Source organism: Pseudogemmobacter bohemicus, assembly GCF_003290025.1.
GTDB classification, from domain to species: Bacteria; Pseudomonadota; Alphaproteobacteria; order Rhodobacterales; family Rhodobacteraceae; genus Pseudogemmobacter; species Pseudogemmobacter bohemicus.
In genome coordinates this window covers 285,169-304,232 of sequence record NZ_QNHG01000001.1, presented here as the reverse complement: position 1 = coordinate 304,232, position 19,064 = coordinate 285,169, and the positions used below count along the sequence as shown (strand labels likewise).

The 19,064-nt window shown below is 66.3% G+C and carries 14 protein-coding genes; 3 read left to right on the top strand and 11 right to left on the bottom strand.

What is annotated here, in order from left to right:
- The coding region (locus DRF71_RS01370) for a type I polyketide synthase (protein ID WP_112309905.1) at positions 1-5,877 on the bottom strand (5,877 nt) is incomplete at its 3' end.
- 278 nt (positions 5,878-6,155) lie between these two features.
- Positions 6,156-7,553: a hypothetical protein gene (locus DRF71_RS01365; RefSeq protein WP_112308839.1), complete on the bottom strand. Its 1,398-nt coding sequence runs from the start codon at positions 7,551-7,553 to the stop codon at positions 6,156-6,158.
- Between the two features lie 238 nt (positions 7,554-7,791).
- On the opposite strand from DRF71_RS01365, the gene DRF71_RS01360 reads away from it, so the two are divergent.
- Positions 7,792-8,544, top strand: a complete 753-nt coding sequence (locus tag DRF71_RS01360) for a WecB/TagA/CpsF family glycosyltransferase (RefSeq protein WP_232831242.1) — start codon at positions 7,792-7,794, stop codon at positions 8,542-8,544.
- 13 nt (positions 8,545-8,557) lie between these two features.
- On the opposite strand, the gene DRF71_RS01355 is transcribed toward DRF71_RS01360, so the two are convergent.
- Entirely contained in the window at positions 8,558-9,541 is a 984-nt protein-coding gene (locus DRF71_RS01355) for a glycosyltransferase family 2 protein (protein ID WP_198672097.1), read from the bottom strand.
- 466 nt (positions 9,542-10,007) lie between these two features.
- Between DRF71_RS01355 and DRF71_RS01350 the strand changes: the two genes are divergently transcribed.
- Together DRF71_RS01350 and DRF71_RS01345 are read left to right on the top strand one after the other, a co-directional pair.
- Positions 10,008-10,922 (top strand): CpsD/CapB family tyrosine-protein kinase, encoded by a 915-nt coding sequence (locus DRF71_RS01350; RefSeq protein ID WP_157970863.1) that lies wholly within the window; start codon positions 10,008-10,010, stop codon positions 10,920-10,922.
- 9 nt (positions 10,923-10,931) lie between these two features.
- Positions 10,932-12,185, top strand: a complete 1,254-nt coding sequence (locus DRF71_RS01345) for a Wzz/FepE/Etk N-terminal domain-containing protein (RefSeq protein WP_112308836.1) — start codon at positions 10,932-10,934, stop codon at positions 12,183-12,185.
- Between the two features lie 120 nt (positions 12,186-12,305).
- Here DRF71_RS01345 and DRF71_RS27825 read toward each other — a convergent pair whose 3' ends face one another.
- From DRF71_RS27825 to DRF71_RS01305, 8 genes are all read right to left on the bottom strand, one after another.
- On the bottom strand, positions 12,306-12,479 hold the full coding sequence (locus DRF71_RS27825) for a VOC family protein (protein ID WP_198672035.1): 174 nt from the start codon (positions 12,477-12,479) through the stop codon (positions 12,306-12,308).
- A 103-nt stretch (positions 12,480-12,582) separates the two neighbouring features.
- A complete protein-coding gene (locus DRF71_RS01335; protein WP_112308835.1) occupies positions 12,583-13,293 on the bottom strand; it encodes a sugar transferase in 711 nt (236 codons plus the stop codon).
- A gap of 447 nt (positions 13,294-13,740) precedes the next feature.
- On the bottom strand, positions 13,741-13,947 hold the full coding sequence (locus DRF71_RS01330) for a hypothetical protein (protein ID WP_157970862.1): 207 nt from the start codon (positions 13,945-13,947) through the stop codon (positions 13,741-13,743).
- Positions 13,948-14,151: 204 nt separating this feature from the next.
- Complete coding sequence (gene rfbA / locus DRF71_RS01325) at positions 14,152-15,024, bottom strand: glucose-1-phosphate thymidylyltransferase RfbA (protein ID WP_112308833.1); 873 nt, start codon at positions 15,022-15,024, stop codon at positions 14,152-14,154.
- Positions 15,021-15,875, bottom strand: coding sequence for a dTDP-4-dehydrorhamnose reductase (gene rfbD / locus DRF71_RS01320; RefSeq protein ID WP_112308832.1), 855 nt, complete (start codon positions 15,873-15,875; stop codon positions 15,021-15,023). The genes rfbA and rfbD overlap by 4 nt, the downstream gene beginning before the upstream one ends.
- On the bottom strand, positions 15,872-16,921 hold the full coding sequence (rfbB, locus tag DRF71_RS01315; RefSeq protein WP_112308831.1) for a dTDP-glucose 4,6-dehydratase: 1,050 nt from the start codon (positions 16,919-16,921) through the stop codon (positions 15,872-15,874). The genes rfbD and rfbB overlap by 4 nt, the downstream gene beginning before the upstream one ends.
- Positions 16,918-17,487 (bottom strand): dTDP-4-dehydrorhamnose 3,5-epimerase, encoded by a 570-nt coding sequence (gene rfbC, locus DRF71_RS01310; protein WP_112308830.1) that lies wholly within the window; start codon positions 17,485-17,487, stop codon positions 16,918-16,920. The genes rfbB and rfbC overlap by 4 nt, the downstream gene beginning before the upstream one ends.
- A gap of 135 nt (positions 17,488-17,622) precedes the next feature.
- A complete protein-coding gene (locus tag DRF71_RS01305; RefSeq protein WP_232831241.1) occupies positions 17,623-18,966 on the bottom strand; it encodes an oligosaccharide flippase family protein in 1,344 nt (447 codons plus the stop codon).
- Positions 18,967-19,064 lie beyond the last annotated feature (98 nt).

Here is a 19,064-nt window from a genome sequence, read left to right as displayed (position 1 = left end):
AGGGTAAAACGGTCGGTCGCGCCCTTCCAGCTGCGCCAGATGCCGCAGGTTCAGCACATTGCCGAACATGCCGGAGACGAGGAAGAACGGCGTTTTCCCCGCATTCTGCCCCACATTGCGGCCGCCCTCCGGCGTCATCGGCACCAGATGGGTAAAGCGGCGCGCGGGTTTGACCGCCTTTGCCAGCGCGCCCGTCCCCGTCGCAGCGCCGCCCTGATCCGGCGCCGGGGTCGCATCGCCACCGCCCGCCTCCGGCAGGCCGACGATACCGGCCGCCTCGCGGATCAGCCCTGCACAGGCCGCCACGGTCGGCGCCTCGAACAGAACCGAGATCGGGAAATCGACCGACCAGGTCTTTTTCACCATCGCAAAAAGCCTGACCGCGATCAGGCTGTGGCCGCCAAGGTCAAAGAAATTATCCTCGACCCCCACCTGGGAGACCCCCAGCAGATCCTGCCAGAACCCGGTCAGGCTGCGCTCGATATCGTCGCGCGGCGCGATGTAATCCGTGTCGAGATCCGGGCGCTCGAAACTCTGGCCGGATTTACGGGCCGCGACAATGGCAGCGGTCTGGCGGATCAGCGCCGGCAGATCCAGCGACGAGACCAGGACCTGCGACAGGCCTGCATTCACCGCGCGGCCGAAAACCCCGGCGCCCTCTTCAGGACGGATGCCCTGGCGTAAGGCCAGCATCAGCCGCTCTTCGGCCGGCGACAGCGCCCGCGCGGGGCCCCCTTCCGGTGCCTCCAGCAGGCGCGGATCGGGTTTCGGGAAAGCCAGAGCCGCATCGAGCCGCCGGATGGTGAAGCCCGCGATCTCGACCAGCACACGGCCATCCGGGGCGGCGAGGGTAATGTCGAAAACGGCAGTCGGCCGGTCGACCCGATTGTCGTCCGCATTGCGGATATGGCTGATCACCCCGGCTGTCAGCGGCGCGAAAACCCGCACCGCGCCATAGGAAAGCGGCACCCAGAGCCGGTCCGGCTGATAGCCCGCGATCAGATCCATCGCCCAGCCAGTCGCCAGATCCATCAGCGCCGGATGCAAGAGCCAGCTCTCCGCTGCGTCCTGCTGAAGGGTGGCTGTTCCGCCCCCCTCCACCGCCTCCTGCCGGAACGCCACCGGCAGCGACAAAAACGCAAGCCCCTCGCCCGCACCAAAGACACGCGAACGCAGCACCCGCCAGCGCGGGCCAAAGTCCAGAAAGGCCTCCTGCGGACTGGCGAGCCAGGCCTCCGCCCCCGCAGCACTGTCCCCGCCCTCCGCCGGCCTGCCTGCCTCGGGCGCGCGAAGCCGCGCGGCGATCGCGCCGGGGTCGATCCCCGGCGCGATCGCGGCCTCTTCTGCGGTCAGAGCAAGAAGCCGCGCGGTGGCATGGGTCGCCCAGCCCTCGCGGCCACCAGCGGGCACAAGCGTCTGCACCTCGAAATCATACCCCTCATCGCTGCGGCGCAGCCGCACCCGCAGCGCCCGGCGCTCGTCTTCGGCAAGATCCAGCGCCGCGAAAAAGGTCAGATCGCGGATCCCGAACCCCGCGCCGATCCCCGGCGCCGCCCCGTCGCCGCCCTCCTGCAAAGCCCAGGCCTCAGCCGCAAGCTCCAGATAGCCGGTTCCCGGCAGCAAGGCCTGGCCTTCCCGGGTGCGGTGGCCATCAAAAATCCACTGCCCGCACTCCACGACGCCGGTAAACAGCCGGTTGCCGGCGGCATCAAAGCCCGCCCTGCGCAGCATCGGCTGACGCACCGGCACCTCCGGCGTCTCCTCGCGACCCAGCCGGTCCGACAGGCTCTCGGCAGCCATGCCGACGCCCTGCCAGATCCCCCAATCCAGCGCCACCACCCGGGTTGCACCCCCGGCCCGCGCCTCGGCAAAGGCATTCAGATATTCATTCGCCGCCACATAATCGACCTGCCCCGCCGGCCCCGTCACCGTCGAGGTCGAGGAAAACAGCACCAGAAGCTTCAGCATCCCATCCGGGAACAGCCGGTCGATCACCCCGGTGCCGTGCAGCTTGGGGGCAAAAACCTCTTCTACCCTGGCCGGATCCTTGCCGAGGATCGGCCCATCCGCCACCATCCCCGCCGCATGGATCACCACATCCACCGGCCCCGAGTGCAGGGCCGCCGCCTCCACCGCCGCCCGCATCTCGAAGAGATTGGCCACATCGGCCGAAGCCAGCGCGATGCTGCCGCCGCTTTCCTGCGCCAGCGCCTCCAGCCGTTCCACCGCGAGGATCCGGCGCGAGACCGCATCGCCGGGCGCATGGCCCGAAAGCCAGGCCCGCCGCGCCGCGCCCTCGGGCAGGCGCGAGCGGGCGATCAGCGTCACCTTCGCGCGGTGCCGCCGGATCAGCTCTTCCGCCAGGGTCAGGCCGATGCCGCCAAAGCCGCCGGTGATCAGCACATGCGCGCCATCGGGAAAATCAAAGCCCGCCTCCGGCAGCGGCGCCGGGCGCAAGCCTTCGCCATAGCGCCGCGCACCGCGCAGGGCGGCGACACCACCGCCCGCAGACAGCGCCTCTTCGATCACAGCCGCGACCAGCGCCTCCGGCAGCGCCTCACCGCGCCGCAGCTGCGGCAGCTCCAGATCCAGCTGCGCCAGCGCCAGCCCCGGCAGCTCTTTTGCCGCTACCAGCACCGGCCCGCGCAAGAGCGCCTTTTCCGGCCAGCCGGGCCGGCTGCCTTTCACCGCCGCCGCGCCATTGGTCAGGAAGGTCAGCTTGACACCCCCGACAAAGGCCTCTCCGGCGAGGTTCTCCCCCGCCAGCGCCTGCACAAGGAAAAACGCCGACCAGAACCCCTGCTCAACCAGCCTCTGCGCGAAGCTGGAGCCCGGGCGGAAACTCTCATCCCTGGTCACCAGCCAGCCATGCAGGATATGCGCCGGCGCGATGCCGCGCCCAGCCAGATCGCGGATCAGCGCCTCATACCCCTCCAGCCCGCGCTCGGGCGCGAGTGTATAGCGGTCCTCGCTCTGGCGGCGGAAACTGTCGCCGGGGGTCACAAGGATCACCCGATGCCCGGCCTCGCGCAACCGCGTGGCAGCCGCCGCACAAAGCCCGGCATCATCGGCAAAGACCAGCCAGCTTGCCGCGGCGAGATCGTCCAGATCGTCAATGTCAAACCCGGCAAGCGCCGGCGACCAATGGCGCTTCCAGCCCCAGTTCGCGAGATCTTCGATCCGCGCCGGCAGCTCTGCCTGGGCCGGCGCCGCCTCACCCGGTGCGATAAAAAACGGTTTGCGCTGAAAGGCATAGCCGGGCAGCGCCACGCGCTGACGCGCCCGCCCACCCCAGATCTGGCCCCAATCGACCGCAACCCCGCAGGCCCAGAGCCGCGCGACAGAGCCGATCAGCCAGGCATCATCGGCGATCCTCTGTTCCGGATGACGCAAAGCCGGCACCACCTGGCCCGGCGCCACACCGTTCGCCCCCGCCAGCGAAGACAGCGCGCGGCCCGGCCCCATCTCCATATAGACGCGGCCCGGAACCGCCATCAGCGCCGCCAGCCCGGCACGGAAATTCACCGTATTCCTCAGATGCGCGACCCAGTAATCGGGGCTGGTCGCCTCGGCATCCGTCAGCACCGCGCCGCTGCGGTTCGAGATGATCGGGATTTGCGGCACCGACAGCCGGATGCCGCGCAGATAGGCGCCGAAATCCTCCAGGATCGGATCGAGCATACGGCTATGGGCGGCGATGTTGATCGCGATCCGCTGCGTCTCGACCTCATCCACCATCAGCCGCGCCGCCAAAGCGTCAAGCGCCGCATCCGGGCCAGAGACCACGCAAAGCCCCGACGCATTGACCGAGGCCATATCGAGATCATCGGCCCAGTAGCGCCCCAGATCCGCCTCGGGCAGCGGCACGGAAAGCATCCCCCCCGGCGCCACGCTGTCGAAAAGCCGGCCGCGGAGCAGGACAAGACCGATGCAATCCTCGAAACTCATCACGCCCGCCAAAGCGGCGGCGGTGTTCTCGCCCATCGAATGGCCGATCAGCGCGGCGGGGGTGACGCCCCAGCTTTCATAAAGCTTCGCCAGCGCGAATTCGGTGATCATAATCAGCGGCAGCTGCACCGAGGGCTTTTTCAGCGCCTGATCCGCCGCCTCTTCGGCGCCCTTCTCGGGCAGCCAGAGCGCGCGGATGTCGTAATCCAGCTGCGGCTCCAGCACCGCGAGGCCCCGGTCCATCCAGTCGCGGAAGACCGGCTCGGTCTCGTAAAGATCGCGGGCCATGCCGGCAAATTGCGCGCCGCCACCGGGGAACATGAAGACCACTTCGGGGTTGTCGCCCAGATGGTCATGGTTGAAGACAAGGCGCGGATTGGCGCCTTCCAGCAGGCCCGCCGCCTGATCATGGCTTTCCGCCACGATGACCCGGCGCTTCTCGAAGGCGCGGCGGCCCTCTTTCAGGGTCCAGGCGATATCGGCCAGCTTCTGGTCAGGATGGGCGCGCAGATGGGCGGCCAGTCGCAAAGCCTGGCCCTCCAGCGCAGCTTTCGAGCGGGCCGAGATCACCAGCGGCTGGAATGGCCAGTCGCTGTCCTCGGATGCCAGCCGCAAAGGCGCCTCCTCCAGCACCGCATGGGCATTCGTGCCGCCGACGCCAAGGCTGTTGACGCCTGCCCGCAGGATCGGTGCCTGCCAGGGCACCAGCCGGTCATTGACGCGAAAGGGCGAGGTCTCAAAATCAATCGACGGGTTCGGCGCCTCATAGCCGAGGCTCGGCGGCAATTCGCGGTGATGCAGCGACAGCGCCACCTTGATCAGACTGGCAACCCCCGCCGCTGTATCGAGATGGCCGATATTCGTCTTGACCGAGCCGATGCGGCAATGGCCCACCGCATCCGTCGTCTCGCGGAAAGCATCGGTCAGCGCCGCAACCTCGATCGGGTCGCCGAGATATGTTCCGGTGCCGTGGCATTCGATATAGGTCACCGTATCTGCGGTGACCCCGGCCAGCGCCTGGGCCTCGGCAATACAGGCCGATTGGCCATCGACCGAGGGCGCGAGATAGCCCGCCTTGGCGGCGCCGTCATTGTTGATCGCGGTCGCCTTCAGGATCGCCCAGATATGATCGCCGTCCCGGATCGCATCGACCGCGCGGCGCAGCACCACACAGCCCGCGCCCGAGCCGAACACCGTCCCTTGCGCCCGGTGGTCAAAGGCATGGCAATGCCCGTCCGGCGACAGGATCTCACCGTCCTGGAACAGATAGCCCCGCGCATGGGGCAGCTCGATGGTCACCCCACCCGCCAGCGCCATGTCGCATTCGCCGTTCAGCAGCGCCTGCGAGGCGTAATGTACGGCGACAAGGCTGGTCGAGCAGGCGGTCTGCACATTGACCGAAGGGCCCTTGAGATCAAGGATATGGCTGGCGCGGGTGGCCAGAAAATCCTTGTCATTGCCGGTATGGCGCAGAAGGAACATGCCGGTCTCTTCGACCAGATCGGGGTTCGTACAAAGGTTGAAATAGAAATACGATCCCATGCCGCAGCCGGCCCAGACCCCGATCGAGCCGGGGAAGGCCTCGGGCGGGTGGCCGGCATTTTCCAGCGCCTCCCAGGCGACCTCCAGGAACTGGCGGTGCTGCGGATCAAGGATTGCCGCCTCTTTCGGGGAAAAGCCGAAGAACTCGGCATCGAATGTCTCGAACCCGTCCAGCACGGCGGCCGAGGGCACATAATTCGGCCGCGCCATCCTGGAAGCGCTTTCCCCCGCCGCCAGCAATTCCTCGCGTGAGAGCACCCGGATCGATTCCACCCCGGCGCGCAGATTGTCCCAGAAGGCATTGATATCGCCCGCCCCCGGCAAATGCGCGGCCATGCCGACAATCGCAATGTCGGTCGCGGCCACACCTTGGGGTCTGCGCGTCATATCATCCATCACTTCGGTTCTGCCGGCAGAGAGACCTGGGGAGAGATATGGGGAGGAAACAGCCATTGCTCCAGCCCCGACAGACACTCCCCTGCCAGCGCATTGATTACCCGCGTTAATCTAGCGCAATCCCGGGCAAACTCATACCCTTGCCGGGGGCGTGACCAGTTCATATCCGGGCGGGCAACAATGCCACAATACTGACGCAAAAAAGCCACATTTGCGCCCTGTTTCGCGCAAAACCGAGCCAGGTTCTCCGGCAGCTCCGGGAAAAGCACTCAGATAATGGTGCGGCGCGGCTGGCTTTGCCGCAGCGCAGCACCCGCCGCCTCGCGCTGATTGCGCAGCGCCTCGGCCATGCCCAGCACCGCGCCCGCCATCAGCCAGGTCAGCGGCGTCAGCGTCGCATTGGGCAAGAGATCAACAAGGTTCAGCCCAAGGATCAGCGCCACCCCCGCCGCCGGCAGCCCGACCGAGCCGGGCCTCAGCCGCGCCTCGCGCGACAAGAGCCAGAGCGGCAGGCACAAAAGCCCGAATTGCACGATATAGCCGATCCAGCCGAAAGCACCGATGCGGATGATCCAGGCGCCATCGGCCACCGTCTCCAGCGCGCCGGTATCGGGGTCGTAAAGAAAGCCACGCCCGTAACCGCCCCAGCCGAACAGCGGGCGTTCAGCGGCGCGCTCAAGCAGCAGATCCTCGTTCATCAGCCGGTAGCCGAAGCTCTGCGCACGGTCCTCGCTGAGATCACCTGCAAAGCTCGCGATATAATCGACCGGCACCAGATGCAGGCCCCGGAGCAGCGGATACAGGATCACCACCACCGCCAGCAGCCCGGCGATCACCAGGATCAGGCGGGGCTTTGCCAGAAAGACCAGCGGCGCCGCAGCCAGCGCATAGGCGATGGGGCCAAAGCTCTTGCACAGGATCAACAGCGCGCAGGTCAAAAGGAAGACCGGCAGCTGCCAGACCCGTGCCGGCGCCGGCCCGAGCCGCAGCATCACTCCCGCCGCGATCAGGCAGGAAAGCACGAAAAACGCCACCCAAAGCCCATGCGGCATGAAGACAAACGGCCTCCAGCCGCCGAAACGCACCGCCTGGGACATGTCATGCTGGAAATAGCCATAGACCCAGATATGGAGCCGCGGCGACATCACCGTCTCGATCAGGATCGGCCCGGTATAAAGCAGCGCTGCGATCACCAGCGCCATCAGCAGGTCGCGCATCGCCTCGGGCGTGGCGAGGTCGCGGCGCGCAAGGAACAGCGGCAGGAGATACATCGCCTCGGTGCCGGCAATGGCGATGGAATCGTAGATCCGCATGCCCTGAATATCGCGCCCATAGCCAAGAACCACCGGGTCCATGTTCAGAAGTGCCGTGAAAACCGGTGAGATCAGGAAGCCCGCGACCAGCACCCGGATCAGCATATTCCCGGTGAAGACCGGCAGGCTTTTCCCCAGCATCAGCCAGGACAACACCGCCGCCGCCAGCGCCGGCAGCATATGCTTGTCCGGGTCGGGCAGCATGGGAAGATTGATTTTCGCCAGCTCGGGCAGCACCATATAGCCGCCCAGCACCGACCAGATCAGCGCCCGCCCCGGCCCCATCCGGTTGTAAAAGATCCAGACCACGAAGGGCCAGGACAAGAGCGCCAGCAGGGCAATCGTCGATGACATCCGGCCGGGATCCGTTCTGCACTGGCGTGTTGGGTTGGCGTCGGGGGTGGAGGGCGGGGGGCTGTTTTCGCCCCTTCCTTAGCATGGTGCCGCGCCCGGCGCCACGATGCCCCGCCCGGCGCCGAAGCCGCGCGCGTGGAAACAAAGTGTTGCCGCGCGCGGCCAGCGCCTTTCGCTGTCGCCTCCGGCACGCAGGCAGGTTAGGCTGCGCGCGCCGCCGCCTGACAGGATCACCCGCTTGCGCTTTACCTTCAGCGACACCCGTATCGAGGTGACCCATGCCAGCCGCGCGGCGCTTTTGCGCGATGTGGCGACACGTTTCCGGCGTGGCGAAGGCTTTGCGCTCGCAACGATCAATGTCGACCACCTGGTCAAGCTGCGGCGCGACCCGAAATTTCGCGCCGCCTATGCCGGGCAGGATATGGTCGTGGCCGATGGCAATCCGATCGTCTGGCTGTCCTCGCTGGCGAAAAAGCCGGTCGATCTGATGCCGGGTTCGGATCTCGTGCTGCCGCTCTGCGGCCTTGCGGCCAATGCGGGGCTGCCGGTCTCGATGCTGGGGGCGACCGGGGCCGCGCTGGAGGCGGCAAGCGCGCGGCTTTCGCGCGAGATCCCCGGCTACCGCCAGGGGCTGCTGATCGCGCCGGCGATGGGGTTCGACCCCGAAGGGCCGGAGGCCCGCAAGGCGCTGGCGGATCTGGCGGCCCTTGGGCCGGGGCTTTGCCTGATCGCACTTGGTGCCCCGAAGCAAGAGCGCTTCGCCGCCCTTGGCCGCAGCCTCGCGCCGCAGACCGGCTTCGCCTCGGTCGGCGCGGGGGTGGAGTTTCTGTCCGGAGACCAGAGCCGCGCGCCGGCCTGGGTCCGCAAGATCGCGATGGAATGGGCCTGGCGGGCGCTGTCTTCGCCGCGCCGGCTGATCCCGCGCTATGCCGCCTGTTTCGCGATCCTGCCGGAGGAGGCGGTCAAGGCCTGGCGGCAAAGGTCGGAATAGGCAGGCGGAACGGTCACTTATACTCGATCAGCCCGCGCTTGTGGCCCCGGAGCCGGTCGCGCAGATAGCCAAGCGCGCCAAGCGCCTCGGGAAATTTCCCCAATACGGTGAAAATCGCCGCTTCAATCCCCGTCCGCCCCTCATGCCGCCAGGCCCAGGCAAGGCGCAGCATCTGCAAAGGCCAGATCAGCACCAGCAGCCAGAAGGCGGGATGGATCAGCCCCAGCACGATCACCACCAGCGGCAGCGCGGCGCCCCAGGCCAGAGCGCGCAGCGTCTCGCGCCGCCAGTGGCGATCCGGGCCGCGCCCATGCAGCGCATAGCCTTCGGCAAAGGCATAACCCGCGCGTTTCGTCCGCCGCCACCATTGCGAGAGCCGCGTCATCGCGGCGTCATGCAGCACCATGTCCGCGTCGATCCGCCAGATATGCCCGCCCGCCCGGCGCAGGCGCTGGCACAGCTCGGGCTCCTCGCCCGCGATCAGATCCTCACGGTAGCCGCGCACCGACTGGAAGTCGCGCAGCCGCATCAGCGCATCGCCCCCACAGGCCAGCGCCTCACCGATGGGCGTGTTCCATTCGCGGTCGCAAAGCCGGTTCCAGACCGAGGCCCCGGGATACCGTTCCCGCCGCCGCCCGCAGATCACCACCGCGCCGGGATGGTCGCAAAACCCCTGAAGCGCCCGCGCCACCCAGCCCGGCACCATCTCGCAATCGCCATCGACGAATTGCACGAAATCCGGCTCATTCCCCTCGACGATCAGCGCCAGCACCCCGGCATTGCGCGCCCTTGCCGCCGTGAAGGGGCGCGAAAGGTCCAGATCCACCACAATCGCGCCCGCCGCCCGGGCCAGCGCCCGGGACCCATCGGTCGAGCCGCTGTCGACATAGACCAGCCGCCGCACCTGCCCCCGCAACGAGGCGAGGCAGACGGCGAGCCGGCTGCCCTCATTGCGGCCGATCACCACTGCATCGACGATCCCGCCGCCCCCCGGCATCACGAGCGGCGCAGCAGCCGGATCCGGCAGCGACGGGGGTATGGGCGGTTCCTCTCTCATCGCCGACAGGGGTAAGCCGCCGGGGACACAGTGTCAAAGCCCCGTCAGTTCCCCCGTCGGTTCCCCCCGCCGGAACGGGCCGCCCGAACAGGTCGGCAGAACAGGTCGGCCGAACAGGGCGGGCGGGCCGCCTGTCCCCTGCCCCGGGCTTTCATTTTTGTCTCTGATCGGTTAGACATAGCCTTCTGGGCGGGGGCCCGGACCCATGGCTGCATCCTTTGGACCAGACCGGTCCCGGGGCGATTTCGCAGCCGGTGCCGGCGTCATGCCTGCCTTCCGGCAGGGGGTATCAATTCGGGGCGCGCGGTCTTGCCGACGCCCTTCTGTCGGAACCGGACCATAGATGAGCCGCCACAATATCCCTGGCCCTTTCGGTTCAAAACCCCTGGATACGGGATTTCCCCTGATGGGCGCTGAAGATAACGACCAGGATCGCAACGCAGAATCCACGGCGCGCGGCAGCCTTGTCTCGCTGTTCCGGCCCGGCCATCCGCGCATCAGCCTGCCCATCGCGCTGGACCAGCGCACCGGGCGCGAGATCACCATCCCGCCTTCGGTCTTTGCCGGGCCGAACCCGTCAAAGGTCTGGGAATCGATTGGCGAGATGCAGGCCGACCCCGCCAGGCTGATCAGAAACGGTTTGTTCCTGAAACCGGAACACCACCAGATCACCCGCTATTTCGACATGCTGCGCACCCGCATCGCCCAGGCGATGGCAAAGGAAGGGATGAGCCGGCTGGCCATCACCTCGCCGCGCGCCGGCTGCGGCAAAAGCTATGTCGCCGCCAATCTGGCGCTGTCTCTGGGCCGGTTGCCATCCTGCCGGACGCTCCTGATGGATCTTGATCTGCGCCGCCCGCGCCAGGCCGGGCTTTTCGCCCAAAGCACCGCGCCGCAGCTGTTGGAATTCCTGTTGGGAGAGCAGCCGCTTGAGGGTCAGTTCCGCCGCATCGGCTCCAACCTCGCGCTGGCGCTGAACAGCGAGCGCGTCGCCCGCCCGGCCGAGACGCTGCAGGACCCGCTTTGCGCGGCGGCACTGCAATCGGCCAGCGACCTGCTGCAGCCCGATATCCAGCTTTTCGATACGCCGCCGGCGCTGGACTATGATGATATGATCGCGCTGACGGGCCTGGTCGATGCCGTGCTGCTGGTGGTCGACGGCACCAGCACCACCGCCGCCGATATCACCGCCTGCGAGCGGATGTTCGAGGGCCGGATCCCGCTGCTGGCCGTGGTGCTGAACCGCGCCCAGGATCGCGGTCTGCTGGCGGGCCAGGGCCTGCTGGGCCGCTGGTTCGGGCATGGTATCGGGCGGGGCTGAGGGGCGGCAATGGGGCATCTGCGCACGATCGAGGATCTTCTCAGCTTTCTGAAACGGCGCGGCTTGCTGATCGCCCTTTGCGCGCTGCTGGCCGTGGCGCTGGCGGCCGCTTATGCCAAGCGGCGGCCCGACAGCTATACCGCCTGGGCCTCGATCGAGATCCAGACCGCCCAGGTGCGGGTGCCGGTCGCCGGCAGCGCGCCCACCGATGCCGCCCAGGCCTCGGGCTCGGCGCAGCTTGTGCAATCGCTGCAACACCGGCTGACGACGCGGCAGAACCTGGTCGCGATCATCGAGCGGCACCGGCTTTACAGCGATCTGCCGGCGCTTTCGACCGAGGCGAAGGTGACCGCTTTACGCGCCGCCATCCGCTTTAACACGGTCGAGGTCTCGGGCGATCCGGCCTATGGCCAGCCGACCCAGGTGTCGGCGGTGGTGATCAGCGCGACTTTCGGCGATGCCGAAAACGCCGCGCGGATCGCCAATGACCTCGCGCAAAGCGTGGTGGACCTCTCGGCCTCAGGACAACTGCAGCGCGCGCGGGAAAGCTATACCTTCCACAGCGAGCGGCTGTCGGTTCTCTCGACAGAGATCCAGGCGCAGGAGGCGAAGATCATCGCCTGGCGCAATGCCAATGCCGAAATGCTGCCGCCGGTCTCGGCGACCCGGCGCGAGGAACTGACCACCATCGAGACCGATCTGCGCGACCTGGACCGTGACCTTTTGCTGGTGGATGAGGAGCGCCGCCGCATCTCGGCCCGCGAGACGCTGCGCCCGACCGATCGCCAGCGGCTGCGCGAACTGGATGACCAGACCGTGCTGATCGCCGGTCAGAAAAATGCTCTGAACGCGCGTGCTGCCGCAATCGAGGCGGGCCTTGCCGGGGTCGCGGTGGCCGAACGCGGCCTTGCCGATCTTGAGCGGGACCTGGGCCAGATCCAGCGCAATTTCGACCAGACCTCCGATGCGCAGGCCGAGGCCGAGGCCCAGCTGCGCCTTGCCGAACGCCAGCAGGGCGAACGCTTCGGCATTCTTGACCGCGCCATCACGCCCGAACATCCCGACGGGCCGCGCCGCAAGATGTTTGTCGCGGTAGGGGCGATTGCGGGGCTTCTGGGCGGTCTGATCCTCGCCTTCCTGCTGGATCTGCTGAAACCGGTGATCCGCACCTCGGCGCAGATGGAGCGTGAACTGGGCCTGCGCCCGATCATCGCCCTGCCGGAAATCCGCCCTTCGGGCCGGGGCCGGATACGGCTGAGCTGAGGCCGGAGGGGACGGGGCTGGACCGGAGCCGCATTCAGGCACGGCGATGGCGAAGGATATTCACGACCTTCCCCGCCGGGTCGCGCAGGCAGAGCCGGCACAGGCCCCAGGGCTCATCGGTCAACGGAGCGAGGATAGACGCCCCCTCGGGGGGGCGCGGCTAAAGACCGTATGACCATAGACCTCAATCGAGAGATCAGGCACCGGCAGACCCGAGCCGCCCTCCGTCGCGATGCCGATCTGCACCAGCGCGGTCTCGCCTGTGGCAAGCGAGACGACCCAGCCGCGATCCATCACCAGGTCCAGACCGAAGAGCCTTTAAAATGCACCTAAACCGGCGATGCCGCCGGTGCCGATATTCGGGACGATCCGCCGCCATCGCCACCACGCGGTGGGCTCAGCAGCCGGTGCCGCGCAGGACAACAGCCACAGTGCGCGCCATGATGCCAAGATCGGTGGCCAGCGACAGGCGCTCCTCATAGACCGCATCATATTCCGCCCGCGCCTCAAAGGTCGTGCGGTTGCGCCCTGCGGTCTGCCAGTAGCCGGTCACGCCCGGACGCAACGCATAATAAGCGGTGCCGGGATAAAGATCGCGCTGATTCAACATCATCGGGCGCGGGCCGACAAGGCTCATATCGCCGATGAAAACGTTCCACAGCTGCGGCAACTCATCCAGCGACGAGCGGCGCAGGAAATGGCCAAAGGCGGTGATGCGCGGGTCATTGCGCAGCTTTTGCGTGCTGTCCCATTCCGCCCGCGCCTCGGGATTGGCTTCAAGCCAGGAGTCGAGCCGCTGATCCGCGTCGATCACCATCGAGCGCAGCTTCCACATCCGGAACGAGCGACCACCCTTACCGACGCGCATCTGGCTGTAGAAGGGGCTGCCGCCATCGCGCGCCACCAGGATCGCCAGCCCCAGAACCACCGGCAGCACGATGGGCACCGCCGCGAGGATCGCGAAAAGGTCCAGCGCCCGCTTGAAGACATGGCGATAGATCCCGCCGCGACCGGGCAGGTTCACCACCGGCTCCTGCTTGTCCGGCGCCGTTCTGATCACAGGGGCCACTCCCGCAGCCCCGGCGGTCTTTGCTGAAATGATCGACATTGTCAGTGTCCGATCAACAAATCGGCCAGTCCGGGCACAAAAGAACCCGCCCCTGCGGCGAGCATCCCCGTCGCGGTCTCTGGCATTGGCAGAAGGTCAAACCACATCTTCAGCACTCGGTCAGAATGCCCCCGGCGACCATTTTATCCGAAGCTGCCAGGCGGGTGAAAGCAGGATCGCCACGCGTTCACCACAATTCCGACGCAATTCGACGAATTTCTGCCACATCGCGGCCACCGGCACCGGGTTTTGGCCCGGTGGCGCCCCGGGTCGGCGGTGCAGGGGCCGTGCCGCGCCCGGAATCCAGATCGGGCCAGAGGTCGATTCGCGGAATACCAGCCTGTCAGGGAGCCTGCCCGCGCCGGAGAGGCTTCTCACATGTTGTTTCTTATTCAATTACAATCGCAGGATCTGGCCGCCATTCTGGCGACAGGCTTTGGCGAATGATCAGCGGCCCCGGGCGCCTGCGGCCTCACCGCCGGTGAGGCTGCGGAAAAAGGCCATTGCGATCAGAGAGGTAGCCCCGGCACCGCTATAGGCCAGCACCCAGGCCAGCGGCGGATGGCCGGCAGAAACCGACAGGCTGAGCGCGGAGGCGGCCATCAGAACCGAAAAGGCAAGATATCCTGTGATCATATTTTCCCGTTGCCTCATCATCCGCCCTTATGGCGCCTTCAAACCCGGTCCTGCCGCTGCCCCCTTTGCTGTCATTGTGCCCGGTCGGGCCGAAGTGGTGGCAGATTTCCAAGGATTGTTCCCGAACAGGTTAACAATCCCCTAAAGGTTCAGCAAGTTTGCAGAAGGAAGGCAGGGACCGGCCTGCGGGATCCTGCCCGCAGACCGGCGGCAGCGGCCCCCTCAATCGGCAGGCAGCCCGGCCAGGTAGCGCCCGTAATCGTTTTTGCCGAAAAGCTTTGCCCGCGCAGCCAGCTGGTCCGCATCAATCCAGCCCTGGCGGAAGGCGATCTCATCCGGCGATCCCACCTGCAGCCCCTGGCGCAAGGTCAGCGTGCGCACGAAATTCCCGGCATCAAGCAGGCTGCCATGGGTGCCGGTATCAAGCCAGGCATAGCCCCGCCCCATCCGTTCAACCATCAGACTGCCTTCTTCGCGGTAAATCTCAAGCAGATCGGCGATTTCCAGCTCTCCGCGCGCCGAGGGCTGCACCCGCGCCGCCAGTTCCGGCGCGCGGCCGTCGAGGAAATAGAGCCCGGTCACCGCGAAATTCGACGGCGGCTTTGCGGGTTTTTCGATGATCGCGCGCACATTGCCATCCTGATCGAAATCAACCACGCCATACCGCTCGGGGTCCGAGACGTGATAGCCGAACACCGTGCCGCCGGTCTCGCGCGCCGAGGCCGCTGCCAGCACTTCGGGCAGGCCATGGCCGAAAAAGATATTGTCGCCCAGCACCATGGCCGAAGGCGCGCCTGCAAGGAAATCCTCGGCCAGCAGATAGGCCTGGGCCAGACCATCGGGCGAAGGCTGGGTGATCCAGGTGATCGACAGCCCCCATTGGCTGCCATCGCCCATCAGGCGCTGGAACTGCGCCTGGTCCTCCGGCGTGGTGATGATCGCGATCTCGCGGATCCCGCCCAGCATCAGGACCGACAGCGGGTAATAGATCATCGGCTTGTCATAAAGCGGCAAGAGCTGCTTCGAGACGCCCATGGTAATCGGGTAAAGCCTTGTGCCCGAACCGCCCGCGAGAATGATGCCCTTGCGTTTCATGCCACCAGCTCCTTCAGAACCTCGTCAAGCCCGGCCCGCCAGTCCGGGCGCGGGATACCGAATGCCGTCTCCAGCGCCGAACAATCCATCCGCGAATTCAGCGGGCGCTGCGCCGGAGTCGGGTAGTCTTTGGTCGGGATGCCGTTGATCTGGCAGGCGAGGCCGGCGCGCGCCATGATCTCGCGGGCGAAACCGGCCCAGGTCGTATCGGGCGCGCCCGAGAAGTGATGGGTTCCCCCAGTCGCTCCGGCCTTCATCGCCCGCACCGCAGACAGCAGCGCATCGGCAATGGCACCGGCCTGGGTCGGGCCGCCATGCTGGTCGTCAACCACGTTCAGGCTGTCGCGCTCACGCCCCAGGCGCAGCATGGTTTTCACGAAATTCGCACCATGGGCGGAAAACACCCAGGAGGTGCGCAGGATCAGATGCTGGCCGCCTGCGGCACGCACCCCGTCCTCGCCCTTCAGTTTTGAACGGCCATAGGCGCCCAGCGGCGCCACCGGATCTGTCGGGCGGAAGGGCTGGTCACCGCTGCCCGCAAAGACATAATCGGTCGAGATATGCAGGAAGGGGATGCCGGCCTTTGCACAGGCCCGGGCCATGGCGGCGGGGGCATCGCCATTGACCCGGGTCGCGAGATCCTCTTCGCTTTCGGCCTTGTCAACCGCCGTCCAGGCAGCGGCATTGATCACGGCTTCGGTCCGTCCATCGGCAATCGCCGCCACGCAGGCGGCGGGGTCCGAGAGATCGGCCTCATCGCGGCCCAGAAACACCGCCTGGAAATCAGCGGGCAGACGGCGCGCGAGTTCTGTCGCGACCTGACCGGTCTTGCCAAAGACAAGCAGTTTCATGCCTTTACCCCCAAGCGCTCACCCACGCCATGACGCGCCAGCAAGGGCTGCCACCAGGCTTCATTGGCGAGATACCAGTCGACGGTACGCTCCAGCCCCTCTTCGACAGTGACCGAGGGCCGCCAGCCCAGCTCCTCGCGGATGCGCGACGGATCAATGGCATAGCGCGCATCATGGCCGGGGCGGTCGGTGACAAAGGTGATCTGGTCGGCATAGCTGCCGGCAGATTTCCGGCGCTTGCGGTCCAGGATGGCGCAAAGCGTCTGCACCAGTTCCAGATTGGTCCGCTCATTCTCGCCGCCGATATTATAGCTGCGGTTCAGCTGGCCCTTTTCGACCACCAGCAAAAGCGCGTCGGCGTGATCCTCGACATAAAGCCAGTCGCGGATGTTCGAGCCATCGCCGTAGATCGGCAGCGGCTTTCCGGCCAGCGCATTCAGGATGATCACCGGGATCAGCTTTTCCGGAAAATGGAAGGGCCCGTAATTGTTCGAACAATTGGTCAGCACCACCGGCAGGCCGTAGGTCTCGGCCCAGGCGCGGACCAGATGGTCGGATGCCGCTTTCGACGCCGAATAGGGCGAGCGCGGGTCGTAGGCCGTTTCCTCGGTGAATTTCACCGCAGGATCATGCGGCAGCGAGCCGAACACTTCATCCGTGGAAATATGATGAAAGCGGAACCCCTCCGGCCTGCCCTTGCGGGTCCAGTAGCTCCGCGCGGCCTCCAGCATATTATAGGTGCCGGTGATATTCGTTTCGACGAAATCCCCCGGCCCGTCGATCGAGCGGTCGACATGGCTTTCCGCCGCCAGATGCATCACCGCATCGGGCTGATGCGCCTCGAAAATCCGGTCCAAAGCGGCGCGGTCACGGATATCGGCCTGTTCGAACCCATAAAGCGGGCTGTTCCCCACCGACGCGACATTCTCAAGGCAGGCGGCATAGGTCAGCGCATCGACATTGACCACGCTATGCCCGCGCGAGACCGCAAGCCGCACCACGGCAGAGCCGATGAACCCTGCGCCGCCGGTTACCAGCAGTTTCATGCCTTCACCTCATAGCGGAAGGGACGGGGCGCATCTTTCAGGAAGGGCGCGGCCTGGTCTTTGTCGGACAGCACCGGTGCGGCACCATCCAGCCGCCAGTCGATGCCGATATCCGGATCGTCCCACCGCACCGCGCCATCGCATTCAGGCGCATAGAAGTCCGAGCATTTATACTGCACCTCGACATCCGGGGTCAGGGTGACGAAGCCATGCAGGAAGCCTTGCGGGATCAAAAGCTGACAGCCGTTTTCGGCCGACAATTCCCTGGCCACCCACTGCCCGAACCGGGGTGAGCCCTCGCGGAAATCCACCGCCACATCAAGGATGGCGCCACGCGTGCAGCGGACCAGCTTGTCCTGGGCATGTGGGGCAGACTGGTAATGCAGCCCCCTCAGCGTGCCTTTGGCTGCGGAAAACGAGTGGTTGTCCTGCACCCAGCCAATATCAATCCCCGCCTCTTTCATGCGGGCGGCGTTGAAGGTCTCGGTGAACCAGCCGCGCGCATCGCCGAAACGGCGCGGGGTCAGCAAGAGCACTTCGGGAAGGGCGGTGGCTTCGGTCTGCATCTGGCTCGTCATCCTCAGGGGGCGCATTCAGGCGTGGTCACGACAGGCTTTGCCCCTTCATAGCCGGCGCGCATCGCTGCACAAGCGCCGAGGCCCGAAGGGGGCGGAAAAGCCCGCATCCCGCGTGCCCCGTATCTAGTGAAATAATGTCAGCAATTCGTCACGCCCGGTCCAGGAGATGGCAAGGATCAGCAGGAAGGCCAGCAGGCCCGCGCTCAGATCGTGCCAGCCATCCCAGGCGCCGTGGCGGCGCGCCAGCCGGATCAGGAAGGGATGCGTCAGCGCCAGCGCCAGTCCCTGGCCCAGCAGCGCACCACCAAGCCCCCCCCATGACGCGCCGATGATCAGTGCCGTGGTCTGCAAAGCCGCCCGGATCGCCTGGACGAAAAAGAAGCCGCGCCCGTCTCCCGCTGCCAGCGCCGCCTGGTCATAGGTCAGCCCGATCAGCATCGGCATCTGCGCCATCGCCACCGCCGAGATGATCACGCCGACATCATAATAGCGCGCATCATACAAAAACCCCGCGATCAGATCGCCACAGATCGCCATGCCCCCCATCACCAGAAGCATCGGGATCGTCACCCCGAACCGCAACAGCCTGAGCTTCCTCACCCCGCCCGGATCGGCGTGATGCCCCAGCTCGCGGTAGATCGGGATCATAATCCGCGTCACCACCAGCCCCGCCAGCAGAACCGGGAAAGACGCGAGGAAAAAGCCGATATTGTAATGCCCGAGATCGGCCATGCCGAGGTAAGAACCCAGCACCGCCTTGTCGCCCTGCGTCAGCAGGAACCCCGCCGCAGTCGAGGCGAGGATCCATTTCCCGAAATGCACCAGTTCGCGTGCGGCCTCCGGCTCCCAGCGGAAGCGGTTGGCCGCGCCGGGCAGGAAGGCCGAGGTGAGGCACAGTTTCAGCAAGACCTGCGCCACCGCGCCAACGACCAGCGCCCAGATCGAGCCGGTGATCCAGGCGAAAACCACCATAACGACAATGCCGCCGATCTGCGCCGCCAGATCCAGAGCCGTGACGCGAACCAGCAGCAGATGCCGGTTGGCCGTGTCGATCCGCGTGGGGTTGAAGCCGCCGATCAGCAGGGTCAGCCCCGCAACCGGCACCATCAGCGCCAGGTCAGGCACCTGATAGAACCAGGCGGCGGGCCAGGCGACAAGGCAGGTCAGCACCCAAAGCCCCGCGCCCCGGAACACATTCAGCGTCCAGGCGGTGTTCAGAAAATCCGGCTCATCGCCGCGCGCGGAACGCGAGATCGCCGGGCCGATGCCGACATCCGAGAACATCTGGAGGCCGACCAGCACAACCATGACCAGCGCCATCACCCCGAAAGCCTCGGGGTAAAGCAACCGCGTCAGCACGAGGTTCGACAACAGCCGGGCGAATTGCGCGAAAACATAGGATCCCGCGACAAACATGCCGCCGCCAAGCGCGCGCCGGAAGAGGCCCCTGCCCCCGGTTACGTCCATGATCCGCCCTTTTCTGTCCCGCCCCGACAACCAGTCCATCGGCAACCAGTGCTGCCGTGCAACGCTTTGCCACCATCCCTTTGGCCTGCCTGCTTTAT